The sequence below is a fragment of the Streptomyces pacificus genome, from assembly GCF_011766325.1.
GTDB classification, from domain to species: Bacteria; Actinomycetota; Actinomycetes; order Streptomycetales; family Streptomycetaceae; genus Streptomyces; species Streptomyces pacificus.
Genome location: NZ_BLLG01000002.1, coordinates 537,081 through 552,227, shown reverse-complemented (window position 1 = coordinate 552,227; position 15,147 = coordinate 537,081). Strand labels below are relative to the sequence as shown.

At 73.1% G+C, this 15,147-nt stretch carries 15 protein-coding genes and 1 pseudogene; 9 read left to right on the top strand and 7 right to left on the bottom strand.

The genetic code is table 11. The annotated features are described in order from the left end of the window. Nucleotides 1-11: 11 nt before the first annotated feature. Nucleotides 12-377 (bottom strand): nuclear transport factor 2 family protein, encoded by a 366-nt coding sequence (locus tag SCWH03_RS05100; protein WP_173262409.1) that lies wholly within the window; start codon nt 375-377, stop codon nt 12-14. A 70-nt stretch (nt 378-447) separates the two neighbouring features. Here SCWH03_RS05100 and SCWH03_RS05095 point away from each other — a divergent pair, with 70 nt between their 5' ends. Further along, on the top strand, nt 448-1,323 hold the full coding sequence (locus SCWH03_RS05095) for a LysR family transcriptional regulator (protein WP_173262407.1): 876 nt from the start codon (nt 448-450) through the stop codon (nt 1,321-1,323). Between the two features lie 170 nt (nt 1,324-1,493). Here the strand turns inward: SCWH03_RS05095 and SCWH03_RS29815 are convergent. After that, nucleotides 1,494-1,602: pseudogene (locus tag SCWH03_RS29815) on the bottom strand (ATP-binding protein); the annotation flags it as partial. Between the two features lie 9 nt (nt 1,603-1,611). Beyond that, entirely contained in the window at nt 1,612-2,214 is a 603-nt protein-coding gene (locus SCWH03_RS05090) for a DinB family protein (RefSeq protein ID WP_173262404.1), read from the bottom strand. 322 nt (nt 2,215-2,536) lie between these two features. Between SCWH03_RS05090 and SCWH03_RS05085 the strand changes: the two genes are divergently transcribed. The 3 genes from SCWH03_RS05085 (at nt 2,537) to SCWH03_RS05075 (ending at nt 6,030) form a co-directional block, all read left to right on the top strand. Next, on the top strand, nt 2,537-3,142 hold the full coding sequence (locus SCWH03_RS05085; protein WP_173262401.1) for a PadR family transcriptional regulator: 606 nt from the start codon (nt 2,537-2,539) through the stop codon (nt 3,140-3,142). A gap of 622 nt (nt 3,143-3,764) precedes the next feature. After that, nucleotides 3,765-4,808: an EamA family transporter gene (locus tag SCWH03_RS05080; RefSeq protein ID WP_173262398.1), complete on the top strand. Its 1,044-nt coding sequence runs from the start codon at nt 3,765-3,767 to the stop codon at nt 4,806-4,808. Between the two features lie 232 nt (nt 4,809-5,040). Beyond that, a complete protein-coding gene (locus SCWH03_RS05075; RefSeq protein ID WP_173262395.1) occupies nt 5,041-6,030 on the top strand; it encodes a DMT family transporter in 990 nt (329 codons plus the stop codon). A 204-nt stretch (nt 6,031-6,234) separates the two neighbouring features. Here SCWH03_RS05075 and SCWH03_RS05070 read toward each other — a convergent pair whose 3' ends face one another. Next, nucleotides 6,235-6,915, bottom strand: coding sequence for a pyridoxamine 5'-phosphate oxidase family protein (locus SCWH03_RS05070; RefSeq protein WP_173262392.1), 681 nt, complete (start codon nt 6,913-6,915; stop codon nt 6,235-6,237). A 36-nt stretch (nt 6,916-6,951) separates the two neighbouring features. On the opposite strand from SCWH03_RS05070, the gene SCWH03_RS05065 reads away from it, so the two are divergent. Continuing rightward, nucleotides 6,952-8,283, top strand: coding sequence for an aminotransferase class I/II-fold pyridoxal phosphate-dependent enzyme (locus tag SCWH03_RS05065; protein ID WP_216854713.1), 1,332 nt, complete (start codon nt 6,952-6,954; stop codon nt 8,281-8,283). Between the two features lie 313 nt (nt 8,284-8,596). Here SCWH03_RS05065 and SCWH03_RS05060 read toward each other — a convergent pair whose 3' ends face one another. Continuing rightward, complete coding sequence (locus SCWH03_RS05060) at nt 8,597-9,628, bottom strand: DMT family transporter (protein WP_173262386.1); 1,032 nt, start codon at nt 9,626-9,628, stop codon at nt 8,597-8,599. A gap of 74 nt (nt 9,629-9,702) precedes the next feature. Here SCWH03_RS05060 and SCWH03_RS05055 point away from each other — a divergent pair, with 74 nt between their 5' ends. Next, entirely contained in the window at nt 9,703-10,602 is a 900-nt protein-coding gene (locus SCWH03_RS05055; protein WP_173262383.1) for a LysR family transcriptional regulator, read from the top strand. Nucleotides 10,603-10,998: 396 nt separating this feature from the next. Here SCWH03_RS05055 and SCWH03_RS05050 read toward each other — a convergent pair whose 3' ends face one another. Beyond that, nucleotides 10,999-11,466: a pyridoxamine 5'-phosphate oxidase family protein gene (locus SCWH03_RS05050; protein ID WP_173262380.1), complete on the bottom strand. Its 468-nt coding sequence runs from the start codon at nt 11,464-11,466 to the stop codon at nt 10,999-11,001. Between the two features lie 239 nt (nt 11,467-11,705). On the opposite strand from SCWH03_RS05050, the gene SCWH03_RS05045 reads away from it, so the two are divergent. After that, nucleotides 11,706-12,356, top strand: a complete 651-nt coding sequence (locus tag SCWH03_RS05045; RefSeq protein ID WP_173262376.1) for a cysteine hydrolase family protein — start codon at nt 11,706-11,708, stop codon at nt 12,354-12,356. 22 nt (nt 12,357-12,378) lie between these two features. Here the strand turns inward: SCWH03_RS05045 and SCWH03_RS05040 are convergent, their stop codons facing one another. Then, nucleotides 12,379-12,888, bottom strand: coding sequence for a Rieske (2Fe-2S) protein (locus SCWH03_RS05040; protein WP_173262373.1), 510 nt, complete (start codon nt 12,886-12,888; stop codon nt 12,379-12,381). Between the two features lie 966 nt (nt 12,889-13,854). Here SCWH03_RS05040 and SCWH03_RS28800 point away from each other — a divergent pair. Together SCWH03_RS28800 and SCWH03_RS28795 are read left to right on the top strand one after the other, a co-directional pair. Then, nucleotides 13,855-14,595: an alpha/beta hydrolase gene (locus tag SCWH03_RS28800; RefSeq protein WP_254076567.1), complete on the top strand. Its 741-nt coding sequence runs from the start codon at nt 13,855-13,857 to the stop codon at nt 14,593-14,595. After that, nucleotides 14,585-15,046, top strand: a complete 462-nt coding sequence (locus SCWH03_RS28795; protein WP_173262366.1) for a hemerythrin domain-containing protein — start codon at nt 14,585-14,587, stop codon at nt 15,044-15,046. The genes SCWH03_RS28800 and SCWH03_RS28795 overlap by 11 nt, the downstream gene beginning before the upstream one ends. Nucleotides 15,047-15,147 lie beyond the last annotated feature (101 nt).

Genomic DNA, 15,147 nt, shown 5'->3' with positions numbered 1-15,147 from the left:
GTCTTCCTCGTTCAGTGCTGCGTCTCGAGTCCCGCCAGGAGCGCCCGGGGATCGAAGGTCACCCGGATCCGGGTGACCTTCCCGCCCTCCACGCGCATCCAGTTCGCTGTCGGGGTCGGCGGCGCAAGGCTTGTGCACAGGTCGAACCAGGTGATCACTTCGCCGCCTTCCGCCACCCGCGCCTTCACGTCGATCTTCTCCAGCACCTGACCGAGCCCCTTCAACCCGGCGAGCGCCTCCTCGACCCCCGACGCCGTTCCCAGAGCTCCGACGAAGTCGACATTCTCGGCCAGCACCCCCCGCACGGTATCGAAGTCGCCGGCCTCCCAGGCGGTGAAGTAGGTCTCGGCAAGCTCTCGCGCAGTCCTTGTCGTCATGCCTCCATCCTTCAGACATCGGTTTCATCCGTCCAACAGATGGATCAGATGACATCTATCATCAACAGATATGGAGATGCATCAGTTGCGCTACTTCGCCGCGATCGTGGACGAGGGCACGTTCACCGCCGCCGCCCGTCGCCTGCACGTCAGCCAGTCCGGCATCAGCACCCAAGTGGCCAAGCTGGAGTCCGAGCTGGGCCAGCGGCTGCTCGACCGCTCCGGCCGCCACATCCGCCTCACCCCGGCCGGTGAGGCCGTTCTCCCCCTGGCGAAGAACGCCCTCGCCACGCTCGAGGCCATCAAGCACGCCGCCGCCGAGTTCGCCGATGCCGTCCGCGGCCGGGTCCGTCTCGGCATGATCATGGGCTGCTCTATCCCGGCCTTCCTCGACACCGTCGCCGACCTCGGCCGCACCCACCCCGGCATCGAGGTCAGCCTGCACGAGGGCTCCTCCGACGACCTCCAGGCCCGGGTCCTCACCGGCTCTCTCGACCTCGCCCTGATCGGCTATGCGGGCGGCGTCGCCCCCGGCCTGGAGGAGAGCATCGTCACCGACGAACCCCTCACCGCGGCCGTCCCTGCCGGACATCCCCTCGACCGGCCGGAACTCCGCCTCGGTGACCTGCGGGGCGAGAGGATTCTCTGCCTCTCCGCAGGCACCGGCATCCGCGCCGCCTACGAGGACTCCTGCCGCAGGATCGGGCTCGGCCCGCGTGCGGACATCGACGCCAGTTCTCCTGCCACCCTGCTCCGCCTCGCCGAGCGCGGCGCCGGCGTTGCCGTTCTCACCGCGTCCTCCACGGAAGGTGCCGGACTGCGGGCCATCCCGCTCACCGACGCGCCCACGCACGCCCGGCTCGGACTCGTCATCCGCCGAGGTCAGCACTCCCCGGCCGCGCAGCTCCTGCGGTCCAGACTCCTCGCCGCGCTGCGAGCGGGCTAGCGAGGCGGGCCCCGGTATACAGGGAGATCGGGGGGAAGTGCGCCACTTGCGTCATCGGGGACGCAGGCGAGCGACAGGGCCCAGGTCGCGGGTGATGCAGATCACTTCGCAGCGGTGCAGGGGCGGTCGAGGATCGCGGTGGCGAGGGCTTCGTCTGCGAACACCTGTCCCTTGTGGTGCGGCAGCTTTCGAGGTGCGCAGTCCGCTGCGGAAGCGGCGGTCGCCTCGGACGGCGAGTTCCTCGGACAGCACCAGGTCGAGGAGGTCGAGGTAGCCCAGTGCTTCGTCTCATTGAAGTTTGGGCGGTTTCAACGGCTCTTGAGCGCGGTGAGTGTCGGCCGCCGCCTGGATACGGGCGTGATACTGCTGCCACGTGGCGTCGTCGCCGAAGTCGCCGTGATCTGGTCCGGCTTTGCCGTCGATGAGCTCTCGCAGGACATCGGCGTGCCCAGCATGCTGGGCAGTCTCGGAGACCATGCGAACGAGCAGCACCCCCAAGGTGGTGGCCCGGCGGTCTTCGGGCCAGTGCGTCACCTGGCCCGGGGTTTCGAGTGCGAGATCCGTGATGGTCCGGTCGGCATGGGCGCAGGCGCGTTGATAGAGCCCGATGAGGTAGTTGCTGGACTCATCGGGCCTGGCCCACATGTCTGCGCCTTCCCAGATCGAACCGTCCTCGACCCAGGCCAGCGGCTCCGGTGCCGGCCGGTCGAACGGTTCGCCGAGGTATCCGTACTCAAGGCCGGCCAGATGCTTGACCAAGCCCAGCAGGTTTGTAGCGGAGGGCGTCATGGGCCGGCGCATGTCGTATTCGGTGAGTCCCTCCAGCTTGGAGAGCAGACCGGCCCGTCCTGCACGCAGCTTGCCGTGCAGCTCCGCTTTGAGATCGGTCACGTGGTCCTCCTTCAAGGATGAGGCCACCCAACCACGCGCCTGTGACAAGAAGCTGGCGATGCGCCCGAGGCCGACGACGGCCGAACACGCCGCGCTCGACCTTCGATGAGACAGGACAGCCACCGGCGGTCATCCTCCACTGTCGCAAACCCACAGGTGTTCGGCCCTGGCGGGCGCAGAAATCAGTTGATCGCCCTTCGTCGGCAATCGATCAACGTTCACCGGCACAGGTCAAGCGGGGACCGATCGGTGGTTGCCATGCGACGTATTCCGATATATCGTCGAAGCATCGCGACGGATCAACGATGGAAGGAGCGTAGCGATGCGTACACATGGACACGGCTTCGGATCGGGACCCGGGGGGAGCCACGGCGGACCGGGCCATCGAGTCCGGGGTGAGTACGAGGGGCGCCGGGCCGCCTTCGGCCCGTTCGGGCCCGCGTTCGGCGGGCCCCCGTGGGGCGGTGGCCGGGGCCGGGGCCGGGGGAGGGCGCGCCGCGGTGATGTGCGGGCCTCGATCCTCGCCCTGCTGAAGGACCGCCCGATGCACGGATACGAGATGATCCAGGAGATCGGCGAGCGCAGCGGCGGGGCCTGGAAGCCCAGCCCCGGCTCGGTCTATCCCACACTCCAGCTGCTGGAGGACGAGGGGCTGATCGCCAGCGAGAGCGACGGCGGCAAGAAGCTCTTCACCCTCACCGACGCCGGGCGCGCGGAGGTCGAGTCGGTCTCCGACGCACCCTGGGAGGAAGCCGGCCGGGGGATCGACTGGGACTCTGTGAACGAGGTCCGGCAGGCCGGATTCGGGCTCATGGAGGCCTTCGGCCAGGTCTGGAAGACGGGCAATGCGGACCAGCGGCAGAAGGCGGTCACGGTGATCAGTGAGGCGCGCAAGAAGCTGTACCTGATCCTGGCCGACGAGGACTGACAGTGAGTGACGTCGGCTGGCGCGGGTCGCTCCGGGCCTGCGAGGGCCGCCGGGGGCCGGTGGTGCGCGGTCCGGCCTCGGGCGGCTGCCAACCCGCTGCACCCGTGCCGCTTTTCGCATGGTGGTGCGGGCGTCCGGCCAGCGGCTCCGGCGGGCAGGGCGCGGGCGGGGTGCGGCCGGAAGGCCAGGGACCGGCGCCGACCGGTGCGCGGTGCGGCCGCGACGGGCCCGGGGCGGTGCGGGGGCGATTCTCCTCCGCGGAGCGCGGGCCGGCGGGACCCGCGCCCGGTGGAATCGCCCGGGCCCGTCGGGGTGTGGTGCTGCCGGGCTCCGGTCCGCTCGGTGGGCCCGGGCTCGGTGAGGACCGTGGGGCGGTGGGGCCGGGTCTGTGGCCATGGGCGCTTGGGCAGGGTGCGACGGCGAGTGGCTGAACTCCGCCCGCGTGGGGACCGGCGGCGTGCAGGGCCGCCGGTCCGAGTCCGCGGCCCGGCGAACGTGACGTCGGTCTCTGGAGACCGCGTCTGCCGTGGCCCGGTCCCGCGCGGCCGACCGGACCGGGGTGAGCTGTCTCAACAGGTGTCATGGATGTGACGCTCCTGACGCGGACTGCCATGATGTGCCGATGCACGCGTCTCGGGAAAGGAACGCCGGGCTGGGACTGGCCTTGGCCTCGGCGTTCGCCTTCGGTGGTTCCGGTGTGGCGGCGAAGCCGCTCATCGAGGCAGGGCTCGACCCTCTGCATGTGGTGTGGATCCGGGTGGCCGGTGCCGCCCTCGTCATGCTTCCGGTCGCCTGGCGCCACCGCGACCTGCTGATCCGCAAGCCCGCGCTGCTCGCCGGCTTCGGAATGCTCGCGGTCGCCGGTGTCCAGGCCTGCTACTTCGCCGCGATCTCCCGCATTCCGGTCGGCGTGGCACTGCTCATCGAGTATCTGGGCCCCGCCCTCCTCCTCCTCTGGGTCCGCTTCGTCCAGCGCCGGCCGGTCACCCGCGCGGCCGCCGTCGGTGTCGTCCTCGCCGTCGGCGGACTCGCCTGCGTCGTCGAGGTCTGGTCCGGGCTCGGCTTCGACCCGATCGGTGTGCTGCTGGCGCTCGGGGCTGCCTGCTGCCAGGTCGGCTACTTCGTCCTGGCCGGCCAGGGCGCTGACGGGGACGACGCGGCCGACCCGTTCGGCGTCATCGCGTACGGACTGCTCATCGGCGCACTCGTGCTCACGGTGGTCGCCCGGCCGTGGGAGGCGGACTGGCAGGTGCTCGGCGGCGGCGCGGCGGTGGCCGGCACCGTCGTTCCCGCGGTCGTGCTGGTCGGCTGGGTGGTGCTGGTGGCCACCGTCCTCGCCTATGTCACCGGCGTCGTGGCGGTGCGCAGGCTCTCGCCCCAGGTCGCCGGAGTCGTCGCGTGCCTGGAGGCCGTGATCGCGACGGTGCTGGCCTGGGTGCTGCTCCACGAGCATCTCTCCGCGCCCCAGATCGTCGGCGGCGCCGTGGTGCTCGTCGGCGCGTTCATCGCCCAGTCGTCCACGCCGAAGGCCGCGTCCACGCCAAGGGCCGCGTCCGGGCCGAAGGCCGCAGCCGGACCGGTGGCGGGTGGACCGGCGGCGGGCGGCACCGGCATCGGGCCCGTTGCGGGCGAGGGCGACTTGGCGACCGAGCGGGCGACCGTCTAGGGTGCCGATCATGCATTCGACCGTTCTGCCGCCGCCCGCCGCGTAGCGCGGGCGGCTCTCCGCTGACGAAGACCGGGTCCGGGGTGTGGTGTCCCCCGGACGGCTCGTCGCTGCCCGTGTGTGGAGTCCAGCGGCCGACCTGTCTTCCGGCCCGCCGTGGGACGCGCTCCCCACCCTTCGAGGGACGGGCCTCCGGGATCGACTCCCGGACACTCAGCACGGAGTCACTCACGTGTCGAATCCTTCACCGGCTGCCGCCGTCGGCCTGCCCGTCGGGCGCAGCCTGTGCTACCTCGTCGTGGCCGGTGTGGCCTGGGGCACCGCAGGAGCGGCCGCCTCCCTGGTCTTCGAGGCCAGCGACCTGGGACCGCTCGCCCTGTCCTTCTGGCGCTGCCTGGGCGGCCTGCTGCTGCTCGCCGGCGCACTCGCGCTACGCCGGCGCCGGGCCGCCCGCACCGGTGCCGCCGTCCCCGCCGGGTCCGAGCCGCGCCGCCGCAGGGTATGGCGGATTCTCGCCACCGGCACCTGTCTGACCGTCTTCCAAAGCGCCTATTTCGCTGCCGTCGAGCAGACCGGTCTCGCGGTGGGCACGGTCATCACCCTGGGGGCCGGTCCCGTACTGATCGCCCTCGGCGCCAGGGTCACCCTGGGGGAACGCCTCGGCCGCGGCGGTCTCTCCGCCGTCGCCGGAGCGCTGACCGGGCTCCTGGTGCTGGTCATGGCCGACGGGAGCGGCACGGTACGGCCGCTGGGCGTGGTGCTCGCGCTCGTCTCGGCGGCGGGCTACGCGGCCGTCACCCTGATCACCCGCCGGCTGGGCCGGGGCGGGGCGGGTCCCGATCCCCTGTCGACGGCCATGTGGACCTTCGTGGTCGGTGCCGTGGGATTGCTGCCGCCGGCCCTCGCGGAGGGTCTGCTGCCGCACACCGCCGAACCGCTGCGGGTGCTGGGCCTGCTGGTGTACGTGGCCGCGGTGCCGACGGCGCTGGCCTACGCGCTGTATTTCGCGGGGGCGGCGGGCGTCCGCGCTGCGACGGTATCGGTGATCATGCTTTTGGAGCCGGTGAGTGCGGCGGTCCTGGCGGTGGTCGCGTTGAACGAACGGCTGACGTCGGCGACGGTGGCGGGGACCGCGCTGCTCCTGGCGGCCGTCGCCGGGCTGGCCCGGCAGGAGGCCCGCCCGGCTGCAGGGCGGCGCGGTGCTGCGAAGGCGCTGACCTGATTCGGTGCGGGTGCGGGTGCGGGTGCCGCTGGCGCGGTTCGCGGCGGCGTAGGCGGCCGCGACCGCATACGCCGCCGCGACCGCCGGTGTGCCCGAGGGCCCGGAGCCGGCCGGCTCCGGGCCCTCGGGCACACCGGGCCGGCCGGAGCGCACCGCCTGGTGGCAGCGCCGGTTCCGGGGCTGCGGGGCTGCGCGGCTGCGGGGCTACAGGGCGGAGAGGTAGGAGGGCAGCGGTACCGACGGATCCAGGTCGTCGGCGGGGACCGGTGCGCCGTAGCCGCGTACCAGCGGGACGACCCCGGTCCAGTAGGGCAGTGCCCCGTCCTGCGGGTCGTCGGCGGGAGGGCCCGTGCGGACCTTTGCGGAGACCTCGTCCAGATCCAGCCGGAGCACGGCTGTCGCGGCGAGCTCTCTGGCGTTGGCGGGGCGCGAGTCCGATGAGCGCCCGGGGAGGACATGGTCGACCAGGGCGTCGAGCGCGGCGCGCTGCTCCTCCGGGTCGGTGACCGGGCGGGCGGTCCCGTGGACCACCACCGAACGGTAGTTGATCGAGTGGTGGAACGCGGAGCGGGCCAGGACCAGGCCGTCGACATGGGTGACGGTGAGGCAGACCGCCAGTCCCGGACCCGTCTGCCCCGCCCGCCCCGCGGTGCGCAGCGGACGGGACCCGGTCGAACCGTGCACATACAGCGTGTCGCCGACGCGGCCGTAGAGCGTCGGCAGGACGACGGGCGCCCCGTCGCGGAGGAAACCGAGATGGCAGACGGAGGTCTCGTCGAGGATCGCGTGCACCAGTTCGCGGTCGTGGGAGGCGCGCTCCCGCGCCCGAGTGGGGACGGTCCGGTCGGTGGCCCGGTAGGAGGGCGACGCCTGCGGCGGTGTCATTCCACATCTCCATTGCACTAGTGCATAATGTTTTTTGTGCTAGTAGAGTATGTCATCCAGGGTCGTGGCGCGTCGGAGATCGCGGCCAGCATCGAGCGCGGCGTCGCGTCGGGGGACCTTCCGCCGGGCCGGCTGCTGCCACCCATGAGGAAGCTGGCGGCCCTCCTGGGGGTCAACCCGAACACCGTGGCCGCGGCCTACCGGATCCTGCGCGAGCGCGGAGTGATCGAGACGGCCGGCCGCAACGGCAGCCGGGTGCGGGAAAGGCCGGCCAGCACGGCACGCGGCTCGCTCGCGATCGACGCCCCTCCCGGCGTGCGGCAGATCTCCGAGGGCAACCCCGACACGGCCCTGCTGCCCCCGCTCCACGACGCCTTCGCGGCAGCGGTACGCCACCATGACGCGCGGCCGGTGCTCTACGGGGAGCCCCCCGTCGATCCGGAGCTGGCGCGGATGGCCAGGGCCGCACTGGACTCGGACGGCGTACCGGACGGCCCGGTCGCCGTCACCTCCGGGTCGCTCGACGCCGTGGAGCGCGTGCTCCACGCCCATCTGCGCCCCGGGGACGCGGTGGCCGTGGAGGACCCCGCCTGGGCGAGTCTGCTGGACCTGATCCCGGCGCTCGGACTGCGGCCGGTTCCGGTCCCCGTCGACGACGACGGCCCGCGCCCCGAGGACGTGGAACGGGTACTCGAACGCGGCGCGAGGGCCCTGATCGTGACCGGCCGGGCCCAGAACCCCACGGGTGCCGCGGTCTCCGCTCCGCGCGCCGATCAGTTGCGCGACGTGCTCGGACGGTACCCCCGGACCCTGCTCGTCGAGGACGACCACGGCTACGCCATCGTCGACGTCCCCCTGCACCCCCTCGCCGGCGTCACGGACCACTGGGTGCTCGTGCGGTCGGTCGCCAAGGCCTACGGCCCGGACCTCAGGCTCGCCGTGCTCACCGGGGACCGGGTCACCCTCGACCGCCTCCAGGGCAGGCAGGCGCTCGGTCCCGGCTGGGTGAGCCGGCTGACCCAGCGTGCCGTCGTGGCGCTGTGGGCGTCCGGGGCCGTCGACCCGGTGGCCGTGGCGGCCGCCTACGGGGACCGGCGTGACGCGCTTCTGGGCGCACTGGCCGAGCGCGGTGTCCGGGCGCACGGCCGCAGCGGGATGAACGTGTGGGTGCCCGTGGCCGACGAGACCGGAGTGGTGGCACGCCTGCTCCACGCCGGCTGGGCCGTCGCGCCGGGGGCCCGCTTCCGCCTCTCGTCGCCGCCGGCGGTGCGGCTGACGGTGTCGGGCCTGACGGCCTGTGACATCGACGTGCTCGCCGACGCGGTGGCCCGGGCGGCGGCGCCCGTACCGCCGCGCAGCTATGGCTGAGCGGTGCGGCCGCGCTTGCCCTTCGCCGTGCTCGCCGGACGGCCGCGGCCGCTGTCGGCCAGGCGTCCGGCGGCGGGGCCGGGTGGGGCGGATGCGGACGCCTTGCGTACCTGTGGAGCCACGCGCTGCCCCGACCTGCTGCGACGGGGGCAGGCCGGGCGGACGGCCTCCGCCGGTCTGCGCTCGTACGCCCGTGTCCGGGACGGCCTCCGCCGGTCTGCGTCCGTGCGGTCAGGCCCGGCGGTGGCTTCCGCCGGTTTGCGTCCGTGCGGTCAGGCCCGGCGGTGGCTTCCGCCGGACCGCGTCCGTGCGGTCACGGCCGCCCGTTGCCCACCCGGCGCCGCCCGATGCCCTTCCCTGCCGCCGGTGCCGGTGCCGGCCCGGGCCTGCCCTGGGTGAGTGCGGCGCCCACCAGTACGATCAGGGCGCCCACCGGGGTGTTCCAGCCCAGCTGCTCGCCGAGCAGCGTGACCCCGGCGGCGGTGGAGATGACCGGGATGAAGTACGTGACCATGGTCGCGGTCGTGGGTCCGACCTCCGCTACCAGCCCGTACTGCACCAGCATGGCCACCCCGGTGCCCAGGGTGCCCAGCATGACCACTGCGAGCAGCGGGACCATCGGGAACGAGTCCGGCAGGCTCGTGAACAGCGGTGTCACCACGGCCAGCTGAAGGGACGCCAGCGCCAGCTGCACCCCCGTCAGGGACAGGTGGGAGGAGCGCGAGCCCGCGAGCGTACGGCGGACGTATATCCAGCCGACCGCATAGCTCAGGGACGCGAGCAGGGCCATCGCCGTCCCCCCTGCGTCGAGCCCGGAGAAGCCCTGCCAGGCGCCCAGCACGGTGAGCACGCCGAGGAACCCGATGCCGAGACCGGCGACACGGCGGCGGGTGGGCCGGTCCTCGGACAGCGCCACCAGCGACAGCGCCATGCCCCACAGCGGGGACGTGGCGTTGCAGATCCCGGCCAGCGTCGAGGAGATGGTCAGCTCCGCATAGGCGAAGAGCGAGAACGGCAGTGCGTTGAGGAAGAACGCCGCGACCGCCAGATGCGCCCAGGTGCGCACTGCGCGTGGCAGTCGCTCCCGCCGTACCGCCATGGCGGCGGCCAGCACCGCCGTACCGAAGAGCACCCGGCCGAAGGCGACCTGGAGCGGCGCGTAGCCGTGCGTGCCGACCTTGATCAGCAGAAAGCTGAAGCCCCAGATCAGGGCGAGTGCGGCGAACCTCAGACGCCAGCCGGCGGCAGGGCGGCCGTGGCCGCAGGAGTGCGGGGCCGCGGGGGGAGGGACGGGCCCTGTGGCAGGGGCCGTGGACGGCGACGGCGGCGGCGTGACGGTGGTCATGGGCTCCACCCTGGGGTCTATGACTCCTTAGAACAAGCGAGATTTCTTAGACTGCTCTGATTAGAGTTGCTTACATGTTGAATCTGGAGCGCCTGCGGACCCTGGACGCCCTGGCCCGGCACGGATCCGTCAGGGCCGCGGCCGGAGGGCTGCATGTCACGACGTCGGCCGTGTCGCAGCAGATGGCCAAGCTGGAACGGGAGGTGGGCCAGCAGCTGCTGGCCAGGAACGGCCGCGGGGTGCGGCTCACGGAAGCCGGGCGCCTGCTCGCCGACCACGCCGCCCGGATCCTGTCGCAGGTCGAACTCGCCCAGGCCGACATCGAGGCCCAGCGGGGCCGGGCCGTCGGCGAGCTGCGGCTCGGGGCGTTCCCGACGGCCGCCCGGGGGCTCTTCCCCGCGGCACTCAGGGCGCTGCGCGTCGACCACCCCGACCTGCGGGTGCGCACCAGCGAACGGGAGCCCGAGCGCGCTCTGCGCGAGGTGCTCCGCGGCGATCTCGACCTGGCGGTGGCGCTTGACTGGAGCAACAAGCGGCTGCCCGTGCCGGACGGGCTCGCGCGCGAGCCGCTGCTGGACGACGCGGCTGACGTGGCCATGCCCGCGGATCATCCCCTCGCCGGGCGCGCGCAGGTGGATCTGGAGGACTTCGCGGGCGACGACTGGGTGTCCTGGCCCGAGGGCGAATTCTGCTACGAGTGGCTGGTGTCCACCCTGCGCGCCAAGGGCATCGAACCCCGTATCGTCCATCTCGCGGGCGAACACCACACGCAGCTGGCCCTGATCGCAGCGGGCCTCGGCGTCTGTGTGGCGCCGAGGCTGGGCCGGGGGCCGGTCCCCGGCGGAGTCACCCTCGTTCCGGTACGCCAGAAAGTACGCCGGCACATCTACGCGGTCTGGCGTGCGGACGCGGATCGGCGACCCTCGATCCGCGCGGCGCTTGCGGCGCTGCGGTCGGCTGCTGAGCGGGTCTGACGCCCGACGGGTGCGGGGCCGTCCTGCCCGTGGCCGCGCGCCGGTGGTGGGGGCGGAGCCCGTGTCCCGGCCGACCCGCGGCCGCCGCCGCCACCTCCGGCCCCACCGGCCTCACCGGGGCCCCACCGGCACTTTGGGGTCCGATCTGCACCTTCTCGTGCCGCGTCAGGCGACGCTCGCTCCGTGACGCGTCGCGACCCCCGGCACGGCGACTCGCCGTTGCCGGATCAGCCGAGGAGAACCGCGACGAGGTCGATCCGGCGCGCTGCGATGCACCGCACCGGACGCCGCTCCTTGACGGGAAGACCCGGCCTCACCGGGCATCTTGCGCCCCACTGGCCCGGCCCGCTCCACCGCGGCCGTCAGCGCATCCCGGACCACGGCCCCCGCCGGATCTCACAGCTCGGTGAGCTTGCGGAAGTCCCACGACACGACCGCCTCCGGGGTCAGCCGCAGCCACCCGTGCCGGCCGTCGTGCGGCATCGCGTCCAGGCCGAAGTTCTTGGCGGCGAACAACCGCTCGGGTGCTTCCAGTTCAGGGCAGGGCGCGCCGGTTCGGGGGGCCTCGCCCACAAACAACGCGGTGCCGGAGAGTTCCACTCCCCGCAGATCGCCGTACTCCTCCCCGGCATCCACCACGACCGCGATCCGCGGATCCCGGCGCAGCTCGGACCACCGCCGGCTGCGGGTGATCGAGTACAGCCACAGCGAGGTGCCGTCCCACGCGAACCACAGGGCGCTGACATGGGGCGCGCCGTCGGGGGAGACCGTGGCCACCCGGCAGGTGCGCTGCCCGGTGAGGAAGGCATCCACCTCGTCCGGCGACATCATGATGCGCCTGCCCCTGCGCTGTGCGGCGGCCATCGGCGCCCCTTTCCGCGAGCCGGCCTGCACCGGCGGCCGGCTGATGTGGTGTCAGAAATCATGAGGGCTCCTCCGCCCTGGCGCAATGCCCGCTAACGTCGCGCGCCCGGTCGCCCGGTCGCCCGGTCGCCCGGTCGCCCGGTCGCCCGGACTATCCGGGCCCGGGCGGCCTTCCGCTGCCCCGCAGCCGGCCGGGCGGTCCGCGTCCCGGGCGAACGAGAAGCAGGAGGGTGAGGCGAATGTCCCGTCACGAACAGCTGATCGCACCACTCGATCCGCCCGGTACGGTGCTGCTCACCGTCGAATGCCAGCAGGGCGTCGTCGGCCGGGACAGTGCTCTCCCGGAACTGGCGGCGCAGGCGAGGTCCTCGGGAGCCCTGGAGAACACCGCGCGGCTCGTGGAGGTCGCCCACGCGGCAGGGGTGCAGGTGGTACACGCGGTGGCGGAGCGGCGCCCCGACGGCCGCGGGGCCGGCAGCAACGCCCCGCTGTTCCGGGCTGCCGTGCGGCTGCCGGTGCAGCAGCACTCGGGCAGCAAGGCGGTCCGCGTCGCCGAACCCATCGAGGTCGCGGAGGAGGACATCGTGGTACGCCGGCTGCACGGCCTGTCCCCGATCGCCGGGACCGGGGTGGACGCGCTGCTGCGCGGTCTGGGCTGCCGCACGCTCGTCGTCACGGGCGTCTCGGCCAACGTCGCGATACCGAACGCCGTCTTCGACGCGGTCAACCTCGGCTACTGCGCGGTCGTTCCCGTGGACGCGATCGCGGGGGTACCTCCCGAGTACACCCCCGCGATGGTCAGGAACACGCTGGCTCTGGTCTCCACCGTCACCACCACCGACGAGGTGCTCGCGTGCTGGAGGGCGCCGCGTCGGGCGGCACGCGCCTGAGCGTGCGGCCCGACGCGGCCCGTCAGGCGAGCCTGATCGAGTCGCCTTCCACGACGATCTCCGCGGGCGGCAGCGGTGTGGTGGCCGGTCCGCTCTTCACACTGCCGTCACCGGCGTCGAAGTTGCTGTTGTGGCAAGGGCAGTTGATCAGGCCGTCGGCGACGCTCTTGACCGCACAGCCCTGGTGGGTGCACTTCGAGGAGAAGGCCTTGAACTCCCCCGCCGCCGGCTGTGTCACGACGATGTCGCCGATCACCTTGCCGCCGCCCTCGGGGATGTCGGCGACACTGGCGATGACCTCGCCGCCGCCTCCGCCCGTCGTGCCGCCCGTCGTGCCGCCGGTGGAGCCGGCGGTCGCACCTCCGGTGGAGCCGGCGGTCGCGCCGCCGTCCGCCGGATTCACCGTCCCGCTTTCCGCCCCGTCCGATCCGCCGCACGCCGTCAGCGCCGCGGCGAGCCCGACGCCGCCGGCAGCGGTGAAGACGGTGCGACGTGCCACCGTGGTGCGCGACGGTCCCTGCGTTCCGGTCATGCCGCTCCCTTTCCCCATCGGCCCTCCTACCGGGCCGCTCGTGATGTTCTACGGGACCGGGCCGCCCGTCGTTCATCGGGCACGCCGGATTGCGTGCGAAGTAGCCCCGGGTGCCATCCCCGGCGTCAGCGGTCCGCCATCTCACGCGCCTGCTGCGGCGTGGGCCGCCCGCGGGCGACGCCCCGGCCCGTCTCCACCCTTCTCCGGCGTCTTGCGGGCTTCTCATCCGCTCTGCGGCCGGTGCCGGTCGACGCCCGACCGGCACCGGTCCGACCGCCGTATCGCGGCCGGCCCGGGGCCCTCCCGTGGTCCGTCCGCGGGCGTCGCTGCCGAGGTCCGGAGTTCCGCCTCCCGGGGCCACACGGAGTCCGAGCGGCCGCGGGAGGGGACGGCGGGTTCGCCGGAGACGCGCGTCTCGTGTCGGTACGAGCACAGCTGCGGACCGCCCGCGATGCCGTCCACCCGGTACAGGATGTTCCCGCACCGGCAGCGCCCCTTCCCATCGCAGCGGTTGGACCGCCGGCCGGGGGCGTGTCCGGGGCCGAGGCGCCGGTCGGGGTCGGATCGGCCGTCCGCCTGGAGAGGCGGTGGGATCCAGTGGGCGCGGATCTCGGGACCTGTACGGCGGATGCCGCGGTGCCGCCACGACGACGCGGGCGGGTGTCCTTCCCGGAAGGTCTTCTCCTTCTCCGGAGCCCGGGGACCCCGGCCGTACGGGGCTGGAGAAGGCGACTGCGCTCCTGCACGGTGCCCAGGGCGTCGACCCGCGGGGCCCCCGCGTGGTCGAGGTGGGCGAACTCGATGAGCTCCGCCGTCCTTGTGGCAGCGCGACCCAACAGCCCGTTTTTCCTTGGTGGTTATAGTCTTGTGCAGCGTCGCGTGCCGGTGGCGGATGGATCGCCAGGCATGGAGGCGCCATATCGAAAGGTGGCTCTGGCCATTCCCACCCCCATCTCACAGAAAGCCATGCTCGACCCCGCCGGGGACCGGTTCTTCGGCCCCCGACCCGCCGTCCTCGTCCTGCCCGGCGGCGGCGTCCGGGAACTTCCGCCGCACGAGGGCGAAGGCTGCGCGCGCCGGCTGTCCGGCCTCGGCATCCACGCCTTCGTCCCGTCCTGCCGGCTGCTGCCGGACCGGTTCCCGGCCCCGCTCGAAGACGCCCGGGCCGGGTCGGACCACATCCGCAACGGCGACCACGGTCTCGATGTCGGCAGGGCCGGCGTCATCGGATCAGGCGCGGGCGGCCAACTCGCCGGCCTGCTCATGACCGGCCGGGTCCTGTCCGTCGAGGAGGGCGTCGCCGACCCGCCCCGACCGGACTTCGCGATTCCGGCCTATGCGCCGGCCGGCCTCGACCTGCTGCCGCCGTCGGTGGTCGAGAACCTGCACGGCGACCTGCTGCCCCTCGAGGACGAGCCGTCCCCGGCCATGCATGTGGACGCGTCGCCGTGTCCGGCCTTCGCGTGGGCCACCGCTCAGGACCCGCCGGGCCAGCCCGAGGCCCCGGAGCGGACCCGGGCGCCGGCGGCGGCCGCGGTACCGGTGGAGTCGCACGTCTCCCCGGGCGGCGGCCACGGCATCGGCCTGGCCGGCGGCGTGGAGTACGGCGGCGAGCCGCACACGTGCATGGCGCGCGAGCCGCACACCGCGTCCTGGACGGCCGCGTGCGCGGCCCGGCTGCGAAGGGAGGACGTTCTTGCCGACTGACCGTGTCACCGCCTGGGGCGGGGAACTGCAGCGGGTGCACGGCAAGCTGCGCAATGCGCTGGCGCTGGCGCGGGCGGGACTGGACGGCGGCGACCCCGCTGACGCCGCAGGCGATCTGCTGCTGTTCTGCCACGGCTTCTGCGCTGCCCTGTCCGGCCACCATCGCGCCGAGGACGGTTCGCTGTTCCCGGAACTGGTACGGGCGCGACCCGACCTGGCACCGGTGGTCGCGAAGCTGACGCAGGACCACAACATGATCGAGCACCTCATCGGCGGATTGCAGAAGGCGGTGGCCGACTCGACCGACCCGGAGGTGGCGCACCGCCATCTGGACGGGATCGAGGCGGTCATGGAGACGCACTTCAGGTACGAGGAGAGGCAACTGGGAGCGGTGCTGGACGGCATGGACGCCGATTTCGACCGCACCGGGATCTTCGGCCCGATCAGCTGAGCCGCGTCCTGGTCGCGCCGTCCGCCGGCGGCGCGACCGGGGATCCATTCCGGGTCTGCGCGTCCCGGAACACCTCCGCCGTCAGCTGCGCGTGAGGGGCC

What these genes read in the sequence shown, in the direction of transcription:
- SCWH03_RS05080 (WP_173262398.1), top strand. Translation starts at nt 3,765, where the DNA reads ATGCACGCGTCTCGGGAAAGGAACGCCGGGCTGGGACTGGCCTTGGCC.
- SCWH03_RS28800 (WP_254076567.1), top strand. Translation starts at nt 13,855, where the DNA reads ATGCTCGACCCCGCCGGGGACCGGTTCTTCGGCCCCCGACCCGCCGTC.
- SCWH03_RS05040 (WP_173262373.1), bottom strand. Translation starts at nt 12,888, where the DNA reads ATGACCGGAACGCAGGGACCGTCGCGCACCACGGTGGCACGTCGCACC.
- SCWH03_RS05045 (WP_173262376.1), top strand. Translation starts at nt 11,706, where the DNA reads ATGTCCCGTCACGAACAGCTGATCGCACCACTCGATCCGCCCGGTACG.
- SCWH03_RS05055 (WP_173262383.1), top strand. Translation starts at nt 9,703, where the DNA reads ATGTTGAATCTGGAGCGCCTGCGGACCCTGGACGCCCTGGCCCGGCAC.
- SCWH03_RS05050 (WP_173262380.1), bottom strand. Translation starts at nt 11,466, where the DNA reads ATGGCCGCCGCACAGCGCAGGGGCAGGCGCATCATGATGTCGCCGGAC.
- SCWH03_RS05085 (WP_173262401.1), top strand. Translation starts at nt 2,537, where the DNA reads ATGCGTACACATGGACACGGCTTCGGATCGGGACCCGGGGGGAGCCAC.
- SCWH03_RS05095 (WP_173262407.1), top strand. Translation starts at nt 448, where the DNA reads ATGGAGATGCATCAGTTGCGCTACTTCGCCGCGATCGTGGACGAGGGC.
- SCWH03_RS05060 (WP_173262386.1), bottom strand. Translation starts at nt 9,628, where the DNA reads ATGACCACCGTCACGCCGCCGCCGTCGCCGTCCACGGCCCCTGCCACA.
- SCWH03_RS05100 (WP_173262409.1), bottom strand. Translation starts at nt 377, where the DNA reads ATGACGACAAGGACTGCGCGAGAGCTTGCCGAGACCTACTTCACCGCC.
- SCWH03_RS05070 (WP_173262392.1), bottom strand. Translation starts at nt 6,915, where the DNA reads ATGACACCGCCGCAGGCGTCGCCCTCCTACCGGGCCACCGACCGGACC.